Origin of the sequence: Paenibacillus sp. FSL K6-1096 (genome assembly GCF_037977055.1) — a bacterium.
Taxonomy (GTDB): domain Bacteria; phylum Bacillota; class Bacilli; order Paenibacillales; family Paenibacillaceae; genus Paenibacillus_AQ.
This window is the reverse complement of sequence record NZ_CP150274.1, coordinates 4,695,503-4,712,384: the sequence shown is the minus strand read 5'-3', so window position 1 is coordinate 4,712,384 and position 16,882 is coordinate 4,695,503. Positions and strand designations below refer to the sequence as shown.

12 protein-coding genes are annotated in these 16,882 nt (G+C 55.4%); 3 read left to right on the top strand and 9 right to left on the bottom strand.

Annotation, left to right across the window (positions count from 1 at the left end; all coding sequences use genetic code 11):
* Positions 1 to 60 precede the first annotated feature (60 nt).
* From thrC to MHI24_RS20845, 3 genes are all read right to left on the bottom strand, one after another.
* The gene (gene thrC, locus MHI24_RS20855) at positions 61 to 1,449 is read right to left on the bottom strand and encodes a threonine synthase (protein ID WP_340021435.1); all 1,389 of its coding nucleotides are present in this window, start codon (positions 1,447 to 1,449) and stop codon (positions 61 to 63) included.
* Between the two features lie 98 nt (positions 1,450 to 1,547).
* Entirely contained in the window at positions 1,548 to 2,042 is a 495-nt protein-coding gene (locus tag MHI24_RS20850) for a CYTH domain-containing protein (RefSeq protein WP_340021434.1), read from the bottom strand.
* Positions 2,043 to 2,155: 113 nt separating this feature from the next.
* Positions 2,156 to 2,488 (bottom strand): helix-turn-helix domain-containing protein, encoded by a 333-nt coding sequence (locus MHI24_RS20845; protein WP_340021433.1) that lies wholly within the window; start codon positions 2,486 to 2,488, stop codon positions 2,156 to 2,158.
* A 216-nt stretch (positions 2,489 to 2,704) separates the two neighbouring features.
* On the opposite strand from MHI24_RS20845, the gene MHI24_RS20840 reads away from it, so the two are divergent.
* Positions 2,705 to 3,622 carry a DsbA family protein gene (locus MHI24_RS20840; protein WP_340021432.1) on the top strand — a complete coding sequence of 306 codons (918 nt, stop codon included), beginning with the start codon at positions 2,705 to 2,707 and terminating at the stop codon, positions 3,620 to 3,622.
* A 360-nt stretch (positions 3,623 to 3,982) separates the two neighbouring features.
* Here the strand turns inward: MHI24_RS20840 and MHI24_RS20835 are convergent, their stop codons facing one another.
* Both MHI24_RS20835 and MHI24_RS20830 read right to left on the bottom strand, forming a co-directional pair.
* A complete protein-coding gene (locus MHI24_RS20835) occupies positions 3,983 to 6,559 on the bottom strand; it encodes a glycoside hydrolase family 2 protein (protein ID WP_340021431.1) in 2,577 nt (858 codons plus the stop codon).
* Between the two features lie 219 nt (positions 6,560 to 6,778).
* The gene (locus MHI24_RS20830) at positions 6,779 to 7,459 is read right to left on the bottom strand and encodes a TetR/AcrR family transcriptional regulator C-terminal domain-containing protein (RefSeq protein ID WP_340021430.1); all 681 of its coding nucleotides are present in this window, start codon (positions 7,457 to 7,459) and stop codon (positions 6,779 to 6,781) included.
* 135 nt (positions 7,460 to 7,594) lie between these two features.
* On the opposite strand from MHI24_RS20830, the gene MHI24_RS20825 reads away from it, so the two are divergent.
* Positions 7,595 to 8,947: an MATE family efflux transporter gene (locus MHI24_RS20825; RefSeq protein ID WP_340021428.1), complete on the top strand. Its 1,353-nt coding sequence runs from the start codon at positions 7,595 to 7,597 to the stop codon at positions 8,945 to 8,947.
* Between the two features lie 116 nt (positions 8,948 to 9,063).
* Positions 9,064 to 9,804, top strand: coding sequence for a fused MFS/spermidine synthase (locus MHI24_RS20820; RefSeq protein ID WP_340021427.1), 741 nt, complete (start codon positions 9,064 to 9,066; stop codon positions 9,802 to 9,804).
* Here the strand turns inward: MHI24_RS20820 and MHI24_RS20815 are convergent.
* The 4 genes from MHI24_RS20815 to MHI24_RS20800 all read right to left on the bottom strand — a co-directional run bounded on the left by MHI24_RS20815 (position 9,767) and on the right by MHI24_RS20800 (position 16,666).
* Positions 9,767 to 12,328: a chemotaxis protein CheW gene (locus MHI24_RS20815; protein WP_340021426.1), complete on the bottom strand. Its 2,562-nt coding sequence runs from the start codon at positions 12,326 to 12,328 to the stop codon at positions 9,767 to 9,769. The genes MHI24_RS20820 and MHI24_RS20815 overlap by 38 nt on opposite strands.
* Positions 12,329 to 12,355: 27 nt before the next feature.
* Positions 12,356 to 12,781 (bottom strand): chemotaxis protein CheW, encoded by a 426-nt coding sequence (locus tag MHI24_RS20810; RefSeq protein ID WP_340021425.1) that lies wholly within the window; start codon positions 12,779 to 12,781, stop codon positions 12,356 to 12,358.
* Positions 12,782 to 12,794: 13 nt separating this feature from the next.
* On the bottom strand, positions 12,795 to 14,318 hold the full coding sequence (locus tag MHI24_RS20805) for a methyl-accepting chemotaxis protein (protein ID WP_340026744.1): 1,524 nt from the start codon (positions 14,316 to 14,318) through the stop codon (positions 12,795 to 12,797).
* 227 nt (positions 14,319 to 14,545) lie between these two features.
* Entirely contained in the window at positions 14,546 to 16,666 is a 2,121-nt protein-coding gene (locus tag MHI24_RS20800) for a LuxR C-terminal-related transcriptional regulator (RefSeq protein ID WP_340021424.1), read from the bottom strand.
* Positions 16,667 to 16,882 lie beyond the last annotated feature (216 nt).

Genomic DNA, 16,882 nt, shown 5'->3' with positions numbered 1-16,882 from the left:
CCCCACCATCCCGGCGGGGGCTGTCTGCATGCGCGGGCCTACCTGCACCCGCACCCTATTTTAACCGTAAAAAGCCACAAGCTGGCGCACAATCTCCGCCTTGTCATGATCGACGACCACCTGATGCTGCGGCTGCTCGAACAGGGCCGCGATCTGCGCCGGGAACTCCTGCTTGATGCCCGTCAACTTGATCGCCTCGTCGAACTTGGCCGGATGCGCCGTCGCGAAGGCGATGCTTGTCTCGTCAGGCGTGCCGAACTGCTCGCTGGCGGCTACACCGCAGGCCGAATGCGGATCCAGCAGATAACCGGCTTCCTGCTCATATTGGCTGATGATCTCCAGGCACCGCTCGTTCTTCACACCCAGTGCGGAGAAGTCCTCCTGGACCCGGGCCAGCAGTTCGCCGTCCACCGTGAAGGAGCCTTCACTCTGCAAAGCAGCCATATACGCAGATACCTTCTCCGCATCCTCGCCCACCAGATAGTACAGATACCGCTCAAAGTTGCTCGCCACCTGAATATCCATCGACGGGCTGTAGGTGCCGATGAAGCTGCCCGGCTTGTACTCGCCCGTTAATACGAACCGCTCCAGGATGTTGTTCTCATTGGTTGCGATGATCAGCTTGCGGATCGGCAAGCCCATTTGCTGCGCCAGGAAGCCTGAGAAAATATTGCCGAAGTTGCCCGAAGGCACACTGATATTCACCTTCTTCTGATCGCTGCCCGGAAGCTGCAGATAAGCATAGAAGTAATAGACCGTCTGCGCCAGTATGCGCACGAAGTTAATCGAATTGACCGCCCGCAGGTGGTACCGTCCCTTGAAGTCAAGGTCGGCGAACAGCTCCTTGATAATCTTCTGGCAATCGTCGAAGTTGCCCTCTACGGACAGGTTCAGCACATTGCTGTCCTCTACGGTGGTCATTTGCAGCTCCTGCACCTTGCTGACCTTGCCGTGCGGATGAAGGATACAGATTTTGATGCCTTCCTTGCCGCGTACGCCCTGAATCGCAGCCGCCCCGGTATCGCCGGAGGTAGCGCCGAGAATGTGGATAATCTCGCCCCGCACCTTGGCAATATAGGAATACAGCTCACCCATGAATTGCAGCGCCACATCCTTGAAGGCAAAGGTCGGCCCATGGAACAGCTCCAGCACATACAGGGAATCCTTCACCTTGCGCAGCGGCGTCACCTCTGGAGCACGGAAGTTGCCATAGCTGGTGTAGACCATTTTGCGCAGATCCTCATAGGGAATCTCATCATTGATATAATAGGAGAAAATCTCAAGGAACAGCTCCTGATAGCTCAGGCTTCTCCATTCCTCCAGCTTCTCCGGGGAAATCACCGGAATCTCAGCCGGCACCATCAGTCCGCCGTCATCGGCCAGCCCCATCAGTACCGTGTCAATAAACCCTCTGGCCGCTACCTTGCCTCTTGTGCTTATATACTCCATACCGTCTCATCCTCCTGAACCCCTCTTTATTTACTCTACATAGTACCACGTTTACGCGTTAAAGTCCGCTGATTCTGTAATATTAAGGCACCCTGGCATCATCTGTTCTGGAGCTCTTTCCAGACCGTCTTATTGCTGTACTTCTTCTCGGTGCTGACATCCTGCCCGAACCATTCCGGGGCCGCGAAGCGCTGCGCTTCCTCCAGCGACTCGAATTCAACCTCCAGCACCGTCAGCTCCAGCTGGGTATAGAGATCAATCTCCACCGTTGTGCCGTTCCAGACGGCGGTGATCCGGGTTTTGACCAGCGGGACCGCCTTCACAGCCTCAATCATCTGGTTGTATAAACCGGCGGATATGGAATATTCAATCTCCTGTCGGCTGATGCCCAGGCCATTCTTGAACGTATGGGTATACGTAACCTCACCGGTGTCCAGATCGGTAATCTTGCGCACCCGCAGCTCCTGCCCTTCCTCAATGGCAAGGTACGTCTGGTCAATACTGTGACGGGTCAGCACCTTCAGCTGCCCTTCTTCAATCAGCCGCTCCGGGTATTCCGGCAGCAGGAATTTGCGTTCAATCTCCATCGCCATGCTGTTTCTCTCCTCTGTGTGCGGGCTTTGTGCGAGCCTGAATGTTACATATTATTTATCATCATAGGGGCGGGTCCTGTGCAAGTCAACCGGAAGTGCGGGATATCCGGGATTCAGCCGGGCACATGCATATTTCTGGTACCCCAGGCCACAATATCCTCGATTAGCGGGACCAGCTCCTTCCCGGCCGGGGTCAGGGAGTACTCGACGCGCGGCGGCACCTCATGATACTGCTCGCGATGGATAATTCCGTAATCGATAAGATCTTTGAGACAATTCGTTAACGTGGTTCCGGTGATGCCGTTCAGTTTTCTTTTTAATTCGTTGTACCGGACCGGCTCACCCCCGCTCAGCAAAGCCAGTATGGGCAAATTCCACTTCCCGCTGATAACATGAAAGGCAAAGGTCGCCGGGCACATCTGCGTTAAGTCTACTTCGTATTTCATATGGCTATTCCTCCAATAGTATATTTTATATACCAGGTATTAAAAACAATAGTACTTGTTAATCCGATCCCAGATATTATAATCATACTACAAGTGGAAGCGGCTCTGCCGTCCTTTTAAAGTACGGTACCGTTTCAGCGAGAAATAGAAGGAGTATTTATCGTGTGCAACATATAAATCCTTATATTTTAGAAAAGAAAGCGAGGTAAACGGTTCATGAATACAAATCCTATGATCTGTGATCTAAAGACGGGGGTGTGCGGTCCGGGCGGAGAAGATGCTGTGCAAATGATGGACTTCAATCCGCAGCCACAGCCCCAAATTACTCTCTATTATGCTACAGACCCGATCTGTTCACACTGCTGGGCGCTGGAGCCTGTGCTGAACCGGTTCATTCACCAATATGGCCAATACTTCAAAATAGAGCTGCTGATGGGCGGATTGCTGGCGGGCTGGAGCGGATTCGCTGACAAGGCGAACGGCATCTCGCAGCCTGCCGATGTGGCCGGACACTGGAGAGAGGTCGGGGAGCATTCCCGGATGCCCATTGACGGCAGTCTTTGGCTGAACGACCCGGTTATGTCCTCTTATCCGCCCTCCCGGGTATTCAAAGTCATTCAGAGCAGACATCCCGGACAAGAGCATGCCTTCCTGCGGCGGGCAAGAGAGGCGGTCTTCGTCTTCAACCGCAATATCGGTACAGATGAGGTCCTCACAGAGATTGTGAACAGTCTCGGACTGCCCGGGGAGGAGATTGTTCAGGCCTCCGGCCTGGAAGCGGCACAGGACCAGCTGGAGGCGGATTTCCAGAAGGCGGCCCAGCTTGGCGTGCGCGGCTTCCCCACTCTGATCCTGGTCAACCAGGAGAATAAAGGGGTCAAAATCGTCGGCGCCCGGAGCCTGGAGCAATATGTAGAAGCCCTGCAGCAGCTTGTACCCGAGCAGCTGATTCCGGCTGCACTCCCCGGGATGGCAGAGCTGCTGACCGAAGGACAGCTGCTCTTCTCCAGAGAAATCGAGGCGATGTATGATATCGCTCAAGATGATGTGGAGTCCTTCACCGCCGCAGCGCTTCCTGAGCACTCCTACCGCACCCGGCATATTCTGGGTGAGATGTTCGTTGAACCGTCCTGAAGACAGTTGGACATTCAGAAGTAATCCCAAAAACAGCGGTCCCCCGTTATCAGAGGACCGCTGTTTTTGGCATGTGCCGAAGCTTGCTGCCCATGCGGACTGAGAATCCGCTATGCGGCTTAATTAGCCGCATTTACTGTGTCATGCGGACACACAGGCGCTTATCCGCGCGATTTCGGGTCGAATCGCCCCCCACCGAGGATAATAAGGTCCGCTGTCCGTGCGAATAAGCAGGCAGGTTAGTTTATAAACAATAAGAGCATGTCAGTCCGCAAGCCGGCTGTGGAGGGGGAGACTAGGCTTCAAATGAGACCACGGCAGCGAGGGAGACCCAGGCTGCGGGCCAATCCAGCCTAACTCCTAGATATAATCCGCCATCGAGCGGATCACAAGCCCTGTAGGAGCTGCCGGGATGAAGGCAGCCCCAGCCCCGCCGCCCCCGGCCCGAAGCAAGAACTCCACCGTCTTCGGCTCGCCGGGCAGCAGGTCGAAGAAGTTGTCGGAGAAGATGCCCTCTTCTTCTGCGGTCAGGTGCACGCCCCGCGCCAGCACATCGCTGCTCAGCGTGAAGCTTGTGCCTCCGCTGCCCGCCACCCCGGTCACCGTAATGACCGGCTGGCTCAGCGGAATATCCTTCGCGGCGGCGAAGTAATGCTCCTTGCGCTCCAGCACTTTCCTTGTCTGCGGACCCTGCTCCAGCACCTTCCCTCCCTCAAGCAGCGAAGCTATCAGCAGCACACTGGCCGGCTCACAGCCCTCCAGCAGCTCAGCCGCCGGCAGCGTGAAGATGACGGCTGACGAATCGGCAGCCAGGGTGACCGGCTGTGACCATTCCCGCAGCAGCGCGCCGCTGATGTCATGCAGCCGCAGCACCAGCTCGGCATCCAAAGCCTCCCGCCGGTCAGACACCCCGTACACCTTGACCGTCTCCCCGTCCGTGCTGTCTACAGACAGAATTACCTCCTTGAAGCTCCGGCGCACCGTATATTGCAGCGCCTTCCAGCGCCCGTAATAATCCATTCCGGCCCAGGAAGCGACCGGCCAGCAGTCATTCATCTGCCAGTACAGCGTGCCCATGCAATAAGGCTTGCTCCGGCGGTGGCTCTCAATGGCCATTCGGATACCCTCGGCCTGAAGCACGTGGCTCATGTACAGGAAGCCCCGGAAGTCCTTCGGCTGCGGCAGGTACATATCCATGTACTCCTTGATCAGCCGGTTGCCCTGTCCGTTCTTCTGATGGGCCAGCATGACCTTGGATTCCAGCGCCAGATCCTTTTCCTCCGCATAGCTGAGCACCGACTTCAGCTCCGGGAAGGACTGGAAGCCGTATTCGCTCATGAAGCGGCCGACCTTGACGTTATAGTTCTCGAACGGCTCCTTGGCGTGCCAGACACCCCAGTAGTGGATATCACCGTCGCCCATAATTCGCGTAGCATGCTGGTCTTGACCGCCAGTAAGCTCGCGCAGCGGTGAGGACGGCCAGTAATCGATGCCGGGATGATTCGCGGCTACGGCTTCCGGCAGAATCCGGTGGAAGATCTCTTCGTAAGCACGCCATAACGTCACCCGGATCTCAGCGCTATAGTGTTCCTTCCAGCCCCAGCCCATATGTTCCTCATATTCCGACCAGGCCGAGTCAATCTCATTATTCCCGCACCAGAGCACAATGCAGGGGTGATTCCGCAGACGGCGCACATTATACTCCGCTTCTGCGCGGACATTATCCAGGAACAGCTCATCTCCCGGGTACATGCTGCAAGCGAACATGAAGTCCTGCCAGACCAGCAGCCCATACTCGTCACACAGCCGGTAGAACACCTCTTCTTCATAGAAGCCTCCGCCCCACACCCGCAGCATATTCATGTGGGATTCCACGGCCGTGGCAATCTCATGGCGGTAGCGCTCCTCCGTCACCTCCGTGATGAAGCTGTCATTCGGAATATGATTCGCCCCCTTGGCGAAGACCGGCACCCCGTTCAGCTCAAAATAAAACGAAGTCCCCCGCGCATCCGGCTTCCGCACCAGCTTAATCTCCCTAAGCCCGGTTGTTGCCTCCGATACACTTACAGTCTCCGCTTCCTGAAGCAGCTCCGCACGGAAGGTGTACAGCTCAGGTGCTCCGAGGCCGTTGCACCACCACAGGCGCGGCTGGTCAATAACCAGCTCAAGCTCAAGCGTCTGCAGGCCCGGAACCAGCGCGGCCGCCTTCGTCCATTCCTGACCTCCCGCACTCACCCGCAGCATTCCGCTCCAGGCCTGCGGAGCATCGACCTCCACCAAGGCAGTCAGCCGGGCCTCCTGCCCGTTCACCTTATTCTGGCGGATATACAGATCCTTAATCTCCGCAGCGTCCCGGCCTGTCAGCACAGCTTCGCGCCAAATGCCGCTTGTCAGGAATCTCGGGCCCCAATCCCAGCCGTAGTGATACGGCGCTTTGCGGGCGAATACACTGATCCGCTGCTCCTGAAGCCCGCCAAGCTCGGACTGGTCATTCGGTGCCGGCAGCGCATACCCCAGCGCTTCCAGCTTCGGCAGATCCTCTGTTACGACCGAGCGGAATACAATACGGATCTCATTCCGGCCCGCCTGCAGCAGCCCCTTCATGTTCACCGTCCAGGCGCGGAACATATTGTCTGCGGACAGGACATGCACCTCGTTCACATATACGTCAGCATAGGTATCCAGCCCGGCGAAGCTCAGCTCCGTAACCGCCAGCGCCTGCCAAGCCTCCTCCAGATGAATAACCGTTTTGTACTCCCAGTCTTTTTTGTCAATCCATTGCAGGTCATGCTCATTCGTCCCATAGAAAGGCTGTTCGATCCGCCCGTTCCGCAGCAGGTCCGTATGCACCGTTCCCGGCACGGTTGCCGGCAGCCACGCTTCTTCCCCGCAGGCCCTGAATACCCAGTCCGTCAAGCTGATTTGTAATTGCTTCATAGCACCCTCCCAAGTGTTGTTATACGCTTTCAAATGCTTCTCTCATTATATTTTGTTATGTAATTGTTATCAATAAATTATTTTATAATCCTCTTCTTTTGCTCATATCAGCTTTTATTGTTATATTAGCACCTATAAATCACCGGAAAGTTATTATTGTTAGCTTAAAAGTTAGAAAAAAACGCCTACCCGCAACCGGATAAGCGTTCCCCGCACAGCCTACTGCTGCTCATGCTCCTTAATCACCTGCTCTATGCCGAGCAGAATTACCTTCAAGCCAAACTCGAATGCTGTATCGCTTCCCATCAGCTTGAACAATCCGGTTGTGTACATTCTGCGGAACAGACCGACATCCTGTTCGTGCATAGTGTCCATGAGATGAAGCATCTCATCCCCTGGCAGCCCAGTCCCCTCCTTGAGCATCGTGGCTATATTGCGCTCATGCTGATAATCGTCCAGCACGAAGAAGTAGACATAATTCACAAGTGTGGTTACCACCTGCATCTTCTCCGCCTGATCCAGCGGTGTGGACTCTACGCATAGCAGCATCCGGTTGGTGAACCGGATGATCTCCGGCTCGTGGGGCAGCGTCATCATCATGAGCTGCGTTGAGCAGGGATAACGCCCGAGCACATTCCGCACCGTTGCAGCAAGCTCTGTCAGCTGCTCCTTCCATCCGCCCTCCTGGCGGAACTCCTCCAGAATAACCCTGGAGACATCACCTGCCAGCCGCTGGTACAGAGCCTGCTTGCTTTTGAAATACCAGTAGAGCGAAGGGGCCTGAATCTGTAACCGGTCCGCCAGGCGGCGCAGGCTGAACTTCTCCAGTCCTTCCTCGCCGAGAAGCTCCCAGGAGGCGGCAAGAATCCGTTCCTCTGAGATTTGAGGCTGCTTTTTCATCGACTAATTCATCCCTTTATCTAACAGTGTAAGATTGTGCTTTACAGATGCTTTACTTGATGATATCATCTAACACTGTAAGGTTCAATCTAACGGTGTTAGATTAGCCAAAACCTAAGAAAGAAGTGATACACAATGGACGCAGAGAACCTCCACTATTTTGAGAAGGCCCCCATAGGCAAAGCTGTCGCCCACTTCGCGGTCCCGATGATGCTCGGCACCTCCATGAGCGTGATCTATTCGATTCTAAATGCCTATTTCCTGGGCACGCTTCACAATACGGCCATGCTGACTGCACTCGCCTTGACCCTGCCGCTATTCGCAGTCATTATGGCGCTGGGCAACCTGATCGGCATCGGCAGCGGCACGTTCATCTCGCGGCTGCTCGGGGAGACCAAATATGATGAGGTCAAGCATGTGTCCTCGTTCGCTTTTTACAGCAGTCTGATGCTTGGGCTTCTCGTCATTGCCGCAGGCCTGCCGCTGCTCTCTCCCATCGTTCACGGACTAGGGGCCACGCCGGATTCCTATGGCTTCACGAAGGATTATGTCATGGTTATGCTGATCGGCTCACCGTTCGTCGTCCTGTTCTTCACCCTGGAGAATATCGTGCGCTCTGAAGGGTCCGCGATGACCTCTATGGTCGGCATGATCCTAAGCGTTGTGGTCAACATTCTGCTGGATGCGCTGGTTATCTTCGTCCTCCACTGGGGTGTCATCGGCGTGGCCGCGGCCACGGTGGTCTCCAACATCGTCGCGAGCGGGTATTATGCCTTCCACATTAAATACAAAAGCAAATTCCTGACCTTCTCTCCCCGCTGGTTCAAGATGAGCAAGACCATCCTGTCCAATGTCTTCAAAATCGGCGTACCCGTCTTTATCATGAGCGTCTTTCTGGGTGCTATGTCCCTGGTGTTGAACCATTTCCTGGTCGAATACGGTGATCCGGCTGTAGCGGCCTACGGCATATCCTCCCGCCTGCTGCAGTTCCCTGAGTTCATTCTGATGGGCCTGTGCGAGGGGGTCGTACCGCTGATTGCCTTCTCCTACACGGCTGACCGTATACGCATGAAGCAGACCGTCTCCTTTACGGTAAAATCCATCGCCGTCCTGGCCGCCATCTTCGGCATCGCCGTCTATCTGATCTCTGACCACCTCATCGGCCTGTTCACCAATGATCCGCAATTGATTGAGATGGGCAGCTACATTCTGCATGTCACCTTCCTGTCCCTGTTCATTACCGGGCTGACCACCCTGTTCACGGGGATCTTCCAGGCTACCGGGCAAGGGACGCCGGCTCTGGTGATGTCGATCATTCAAGGGATCACGCTGATCCCTGTACTGTTTATCGCCAACAAAACACACGGCTTCCATGGTGTGGTCTGGTCGCTGGTCATCGCCGATGCCGCCGCTTTCCTGGTCGGTGCCGCCATGCTGTATGCTCTGCGGAACAAGCTGCAGCCGGAATTGGAGAGCCTTGTGCATTAGCACATTTCCGCAACCGCAGAGAACCCATAACAAGCCGCAGGATAGCCTTCCTGCGGCTTCATTATGTTACTATGTAGGTTATAACGAATCCCATCTGCTAAAGGAGACTGATCCGCTTGCAATCATCATCCCAACCCTCCCGTTCCCCGCAGGACATCGAGGTCTACGAGACAACCGAGCTATACGGCGAGAACGGGCGGTTCCGGGTGCTGCAATTCTCGGGGGAGGCCGTGCAGGGCGTACTGGACCTGAACCATCCGCGCCGGGTGGTCTTCGAGTATCTGCGGGCGATGATTCATCTGATGGAGGCAGGCAATCCGTACTTCGAGGATGTGTTCCTGATCGGGCACGGCATTGGTACGCTTGCCAGTTATTATTCCGACAAGCGCTTCAGGGTGGCCGAGATCAACCCGAGGGTGGTTGAACTCAGCAGAACCCGCTTCGGCTATGCAGGAGACAATGTGCTGCTTGGAGACGGCCGGAGCCTGCTTGCGGCGGAGCCGGACCGCAGCTATGATTATGTGCTGCTCGATGCCTTCACTGCCGCCGGAACACCGCCGCAGTTCACCTCCCTTGAATTCTTCGGGCTGACCCGGGCCAAGCTGAATACGCACGGAACGTTAATCATGAACCTGATGGGCCGCAGCGGCCAGGACCGCCTGATCAGCGCCATCCACACCACACTCCGTGAGATCTATCCGTATACCCGCACCTTCGCCCTGCCGGCTGAAGGTACCGCCGATCTGCGCAATATCGTCATGGCGGCCAGCACACGGCCGATTCCCTGCCAGTCCCGCCACATGGCCGGATTCAGCGAGATCACACCGGGGCTGGGTCATGTAATCCGGGACCGGTAGTCCGGCAGGCGTCCAGATCGAGCAGATGCTCCAGATTGAGCAGATGAATAAACTGGTGATTGTCTTTATAGACGGCATCCAGTACCCCGGCGTTCCGCAGGATATGCTCCGGCGCTTCATCCATATGCTCCCATGCCAGCAGCTGCACCGCTGACACCCGGTCCACCCATATGCCGGCCTCCTGTCCGGACACCTCACAGATCAGAATCCGGGAAGCGTCCGTCTGCTCACCGCAGCCCATCTCCAGCTTGGGCCGGATATCATAGACAGGGAACAGCAGTCCCCGCAGATTAATCATTCCCAGGACATGTTCCGGTGCGGAGACCAGCGGATGAATCTCCGGTACGGGTACAATCTCCTTCATCTGGCGGATGGGAATGCCGAAGTCCAGATTGTCCAGCTTGAAAGTGATATACTTCTCACTTCCAGGGTCCTGACTGCCATCCGTGCCGGACTTCTCTTGCCGCCCGGCTTCACCGGCAGAGCCGGATTCACGTACGATCGAGCCTATATCCAGGATGTGCGCCACCTGGCCGTCCCCCAGAATGGTGGAACCGGCAATATAGGGAACATTGCCAATGTAGCTGCCCAGCGATTTGATCACAATCTCCTGATTGCCGATCGTCTGATCCACCACCAGACAGACCCGCTTGTCCGCATAGCCGACAATGACTGCGAACAGACGCCCGTCCGCCTGGCTCTCGCCCTCGCCTTCCTCAATTTGCAGCAGCGGATGCAGCCGGAGCAGCGGAAGCACCTGATCGCGGAAGGTGCAGACCTCCTGTCCCTGAATGGTCACAATATCCGCTGCCGCCATCCTGAAAATCTCAATCACATTAATTAACGGAACCGCAAATGTGCTTGCCCCCAGCTTCACCAGCAGAGACCGGATGATGGCAAGGGTTAGCGGAAGCTTGATCGTGAACACGCTACCCTGGCCGGGAACCGTCTCAATATCGATCACTCCATTTAATTTCTCGATATGGGCTTTGACAATGTCCATCCCCACCCCCCGGCCGGATAAATCAGTGACCTTACGGGCTGTAGAGATGCCGGAGCGGAAAATCAGCATGACCAGCTCCTTGTCCGTCATGCGCCCGGCCTCCTCGGCGGTTACGAATCCTTTTCGCACGGCTGTTTCCTTGACCTTACCGGTATCAATTCCTCTGCCGTCGTCAGAGATTGTAATGACAATCATATTCCCCTGGTGGCTGGCACGGAGAACAATTGTCCCTTTACGCGGCTTGCCCAGGGCAGCGCGTTCCTCCGGCAGCTCCAGCCCATGATCCACGGAGTTGCGCAGAATATGGATCAGCGGGTCGCTGATTTCCTCAATCAGACTGCGGTCCAGCTCCGTTTCTTTACCTTCGATAATGAAATCAATTTCTTTGCCGGAGCGCTGTCCCAAATCCCGGATCATCCGGGGGAACCGCCCGAACAGATGCTCAATGGGCAGCATCCGGGTCTTCATCATCCCCTCCTGAAGATCGCTGATGACCATATTCAGGTGCCCGGCGATATCATTCAGCAGATGAATGTCACTGTTGCCCTTGAGCTGCTCGTTCAATCTGGTTCGTACACTGTGCAGCCGGGTATTGTCGATAATCAGCTCCCCCACCAGATTCAGCAGCCCCTCCAGACGCTCTACATCCACCCGGACAGTCTGGGCGACATGAACACTGTTCCGGCTGTCCGCCTGTTCTGCTGCAGAAGGGTCCAATTCCGGTATCGTAAAAGGGTCTACCTGCGTTCTCCCGATCTGTGAAATCTGCTTCAGGCTGGCTATAATCTCCTGCTGTGGCTGCCGCGTAAGCAGAATATAAGCAGCCGTTCCGGAGAACTGCTCCTCCCGCTCAGTTCCGTTCAGCTCCGGATAAGCGGCGGCCACCTCTCCCAGCTCCTGCAGCTTGGTCTCCACGAGCTTCGCGCGGACCACCTTCATCTGCTCTCCGTCTGCGAGCTGCACCTGGACCGCCACCGCCGACAAGCCGCGGTCTACAGACGCCTTGATCCGCTCCTTAATGTCCGCATCAAGGACCCTGCTCCAAGCCGGCTCCGCAGCCTCCGGCGGCAGCTCCACTTCAGCCGGGACAGGGAGGGCAGATGCTGCCCCCGGGGCTGCCGGAGCTGCCGCCGCTGACCGCCGCACCTCCTTCAAGCGTTGCAGCAGCGCGCTAGTATCCCCCTCCTCAAGCACACCGTTCAGGATAGCTTCGCGGAGCTGCTTAATGAAATCCACACAATCGAAGAACGTATTCAATAACGCGGAGGATACCTCCAGCTGCCTGTCCCTGAGCAGCTCGAGCACACTCTCCATCTGATGGGTCAGCCGGTTCAGCTGCTTGAAGCCCATGACCGCAGAAGAGCCTTTTAAGGTATGCGCCGCCCGGAAGATCCGCTGAATAATGTCATTCTGATATCCTTTGCTCTCCAGCACCAGCAGAGCCTCATCCAAATATTGAAGCTGCTCCTCCATTTCATCCAGGAACGCACCCAAGTACGTCAAGTTCTGGAACTCCTTCATGCCTGTTCTCTCCCCCTCCTTCATCCCTCATCCCTCAGCAAGCAGACGCCCGATATTCAGAATGCTGATCAATCCCTCCGGACTCACGCCGATACCGCTCATATACTGGGCTCCCCGGATATTATGGGATTCCAGCGGAGGCTCTGCCGTCAAAGAAGCCACCTGCTCAACAGCATCCACAATCAGTCCTATAGCCTCCTGATGATACTGCACCACCACGATACGTGACCGGGCCTGAAGCTCCGCTTCAGCCATTCCCAGCCGCCTGCTCAGACTGACAACCGGTATAATCCGGCCGCGCAGATTCATGACTCCCTGCACAAAATACTTGCTGTTAGGCACCGGTGTAACCGGCTCAGGCTTGATAATCTCATTGATCTCACGGATATCGACAGCCAGCTTCTCGTCAGCCAGACGGAATACGATGTACTGTTCAGTTCGTGCAGCCAGCATGACCAACCTCCCTCTATAACCGGAATACCGCGACTGAGTTGTTCAGCTCATCCGCCAAGCCGGCAAGCATCTGTGAAGAAGAAGCCGTCTCCTCTGCTGCGGCTGCGGATTCCTGGCTGCCTGCGGCGATGGATTCAATAGAGAGCAGCACCTCGTTCGTCTGCGCCGCCTGCTCCTCACATGCCGCAGCGATACCAGTAATCTGCTGGGCGGTCTCATTCACACGGCCAACAATCTCCTGAATCAGCTGTTCAGTCCGCCCGGACAACGCCGATACATCACCAACCGCCTGCACACTAAGCACCGTATTCTTCTGCATCACCCGGATGATCGTAGCAATCTGCTTCGTCGCTTCCCCGCTCCGTTCAGCCAGCTTACGCACCTCATCGGCCACTACGGCGAAGCCCCGTCCCTGCTCTCCGGCGCGTGCAGCCTCAATCGCTGCATTGAGAGCCAGCAGATTGGTCTGCTCGGCGATCTCATCAATCACCTCGATAATCTCGCCAATCTTCTGCGAATCCTGCTCCAGCAGCTCCATCTTCTCCGACAGGTTGCTCATCCCGTGGCCGGATTCCCTTACCGCGGCACTTCCCTCTTCAGCACCCTGGCGCGTCCGCAGGGACAGCTCCGAGGCCTGCTCGGCATTCTTCGCTACCTCGTCAATGCCCCGGGTCAGATCCTGGACCAGCTGATTGATATTTTGTGCGGCCTGAGCTTGTGACTGGCTGCCGCTGGCAATCTCTTCGGTAGTTGCCGATATCTCCTCTGAGGAAGCCGCCACACTCTGCGCCGCCTCCACCGTCCCGCCAATCAGCTTCCGCAAGCTCGCAATCATGTCATTCGCCGCCGCAGCCAGCCTGCCGAACTCATCCCTGTTCTTGATGGCAATCTCTTCTCTAAGATCACCGCCTGCCATGCGGATCATCGCAGCGAGCAGCTTCGATACCGGACCTACGATTCCCTGTGAGATGACAATGGCCAGCCCGATGGCTGCAAGAGCCGCAAGAATGGCGACGATCAGGATCGTAACTCTTCCGGTGCTATAGCTCGCTACAGTAGAGTCAATCCGCTCATCTGCCCCTGTAATGACATTACTTGCAGCCTGATCGGCGGTATCCTGGGCCCGTTGCAGCTCGGGCAGGGCATCGCGCAGCATCCGGTATCCCTCAGCATTTTTATCCTGAACCCGCAGCTCTATGACCTTCGGTACCAGCTGGGTATACTTGTCCACATTTTCCTTGATAATCTCAAGCTCACTCCGTTGCTCTGCATTCAGTGCGAGCTCTCCATAAGTCTTCATCCGCTCTGCTATCTTGTCCTGATCCGCTTGAAGGACTGTCCGGGTCTCCTCCAGTACGGAATCATCAGTTTCCAGGAGGAGCTTGAACATGTCGCCGCGCAGCTTGTACAGCTCGGTTCTGATCTCGGCAATATTGACGAGTGCCGGGAAGTTATAGCTCTGCATCTGCAAGGAATTACTGTTCATCGCTCCCATTTTCATAATGGATAGCCCGCTTATAAATACAAGCAACGCCACAATAACCAGAAAGCCTCCCAACAATTTGGTACGGATGTTTAGTTTCAAATGAAGCACTCCTTAATATGTATTTGGTCAGGCGTTCAAATCTTTCTTTATTATGGGTAGCCTGTAACCTGTGCGCCTATCGCCACCCCTTCCTATCTTTCGACAAAATATTCCTGTTTTCTACAGGCCCTCTTTCCTTCTTGCACAAAAAAAGCAATGTACGCCTGGTTTCAGCGCAATCATTGCTTTTTGTGGGAATCTGTTCTGTTCGTGGCCTGATACACCTGGGAAATGGCCTGCGACCTGCTATGTACACCAAGCTTCTCGTAGATTTTGGTAATGTGGTTCTTGACCGTATGTGTACTGATAAACAGCTTCTCCGCGATCTCCTTATTATTGAGGCCCAGCAGCAGGCTTTCCAGGATATCCTCTTCACGGGAAGTGAACCGGACGCTTCCCTCCTGCAGAGCAGCATCAGGCGGAGGGTGTATGAATTGCTCGAAGGACCGAACCAGCGGCCCGGGTATAAGGGCAGGAAGTGTTTCCTTCCAGTCCCGCCTGCCTTTATCCGTATACCATTTCAGCATAATCAGCACCTTCGCCAAGTAGAGACAGGAACTTTCTCCTGGATCCTTTTTCCCATTGGAACCGGATAGAATTCCCTCCATATGACGCAAAATACACACCGGCTCAATTTCGCCCAAATATCCTGCCAGCAGCTCTACATCATAAGGGGCCAGCAGGGCAGCTTGGCTGATCCATTCAATCTCTTCGGCGGAACGGTTCATTTGCTCCAGCAAGCCCTGGGCCAGATTCTTAACCGTCACGGCCCTGTTATATTCACCCGGGTCCCGTGTGAGCGACACATCCTGCAGCAATTGAATGAGGTCCGCTCTGGAGGGAGGCTCCAGGGGCAGCTTCACCAACAGCTTGGTAACCAGCAGAACATTAGTCATCTGAAGGAACAGCTCGTATTCCTGCCGCTGCCGTTCATCCCTGAACTGGATTGTGAACAACCCCAGCAGCCTCTGTTCAAAAACCATAGGGTGCTCTACCAGCTGCCGCCCCCTCCATTCCCGCCGGATCGGCTTATTGAGCAGATTGAAGCCCGGAATCCCGTCAGCGAAATAGATCCGCTTGGCATCCTCCGCATAGAGTGTGTACAGCTCATCCGGAGCGGTAGAGGAGGAATAGACCTCTGTTCCTTCCCCGTCAGGCAGATGCAGCAGCAGGCACATGAAGGAGCAGTCAATCTGCTGCTGAAAGCACTCAATGAACAGTTGCAGATAATCCTCCTTGTCCGGGGTCGCCACCAGAGCGCGGACAATCTCCTGATACGCTTCATGCCTCTTCTTCTGGCGTTCATACAGCGCCTCACTCTCCAGATGGTACAGGGAAGCGGCAAGCTGATGGGCCACCAGCATCCCCATATCTGCCTGTCCCTCCGTCAGCTCCGGCCGCAGAGGATCTCCGGCGAACAGCACCCCATACAGCTTGTTCTTGTATTTAATCGGATAACAGATCATAACCTTCGGCTTCAAGCCATGGGCTACAAAAAAAGAAATTCTGAGATCGCGGTCGGCATTCCTCCAATACCCCATCTGCTTGGAGAGCCCCACCTGTCCCAGAAATCCTTCACCATAAAAAAAAGAAGATCCCTTCAGGGAGCAGTTCGGCGGTATTCCTGCTGTCTCTGCAATCGTAAACTGGTCAACGCCTTCTGCCACGCTGGCATAGCCTGCGAATTTCACGCCGAGAATGCGTGCGAAGATCCCCAGGATTCCCTGCAGCCACTCCGGGCTTGCCGGGTCCAGCAGATAGATCAGATTCATCAGCTGCAGATCGTAATCGGAATAATCCCCCGCCTGCTCCCGTTCGAGCAAAGCCTGCACTGTATCAGCCAGCGTATGCAAATGCTTCATGATCAAGCTGACAGCCTCCTGGTCCAATACCGGAACCTGATTCAGAGCCCCGGTCCAGTCCCCCCATTCTCCAGGGGCAATAATTTCCTGAATCCTTGCGGTAATCAGCTCTTTTGTACAGCCGTCCACCCAGACACCGGCAAGAATATAATAGGGCCTTCGTTTACTGAGCCGGATGGAGGTGATCAGTATTTTCAGCCCGGAGCGGGTCTCATACACGATAGGCTTCGATATATCCTTGACCTTCTCTAACAGAACGGCAAGTTTATCCTCGGCGTCTCTTCGCCTTGAGCCGAACAAGAGGGCAGCCATCTCGGTTAACCCGGAAGGCTCCGTCAACCGTTTATCCGCTTGATCCGTAATCATGATCGTCAATCCGCATAATGAAGCGTATGCATCCTGCAAGGACTGCACATTCTGGCGGAGCTTGTTCTTCATTACCCATACCTCTCTTTCCCCTCCAAAATTCGCCATTGCAGGACCCATTCCCTGCTTTTCCCGCTTTCCATTCTACAAACGCAGTATTATTGACCGGGAATCCGGGCGTAAATATGCGCGAATGCGAAATAAATAATCTGCTCAACTCGCCCCCGCTCTCCTGATCTCCTTTCATCAGCCTTCCCGCGATATTCAGCATTAACCAGATGATGCGGC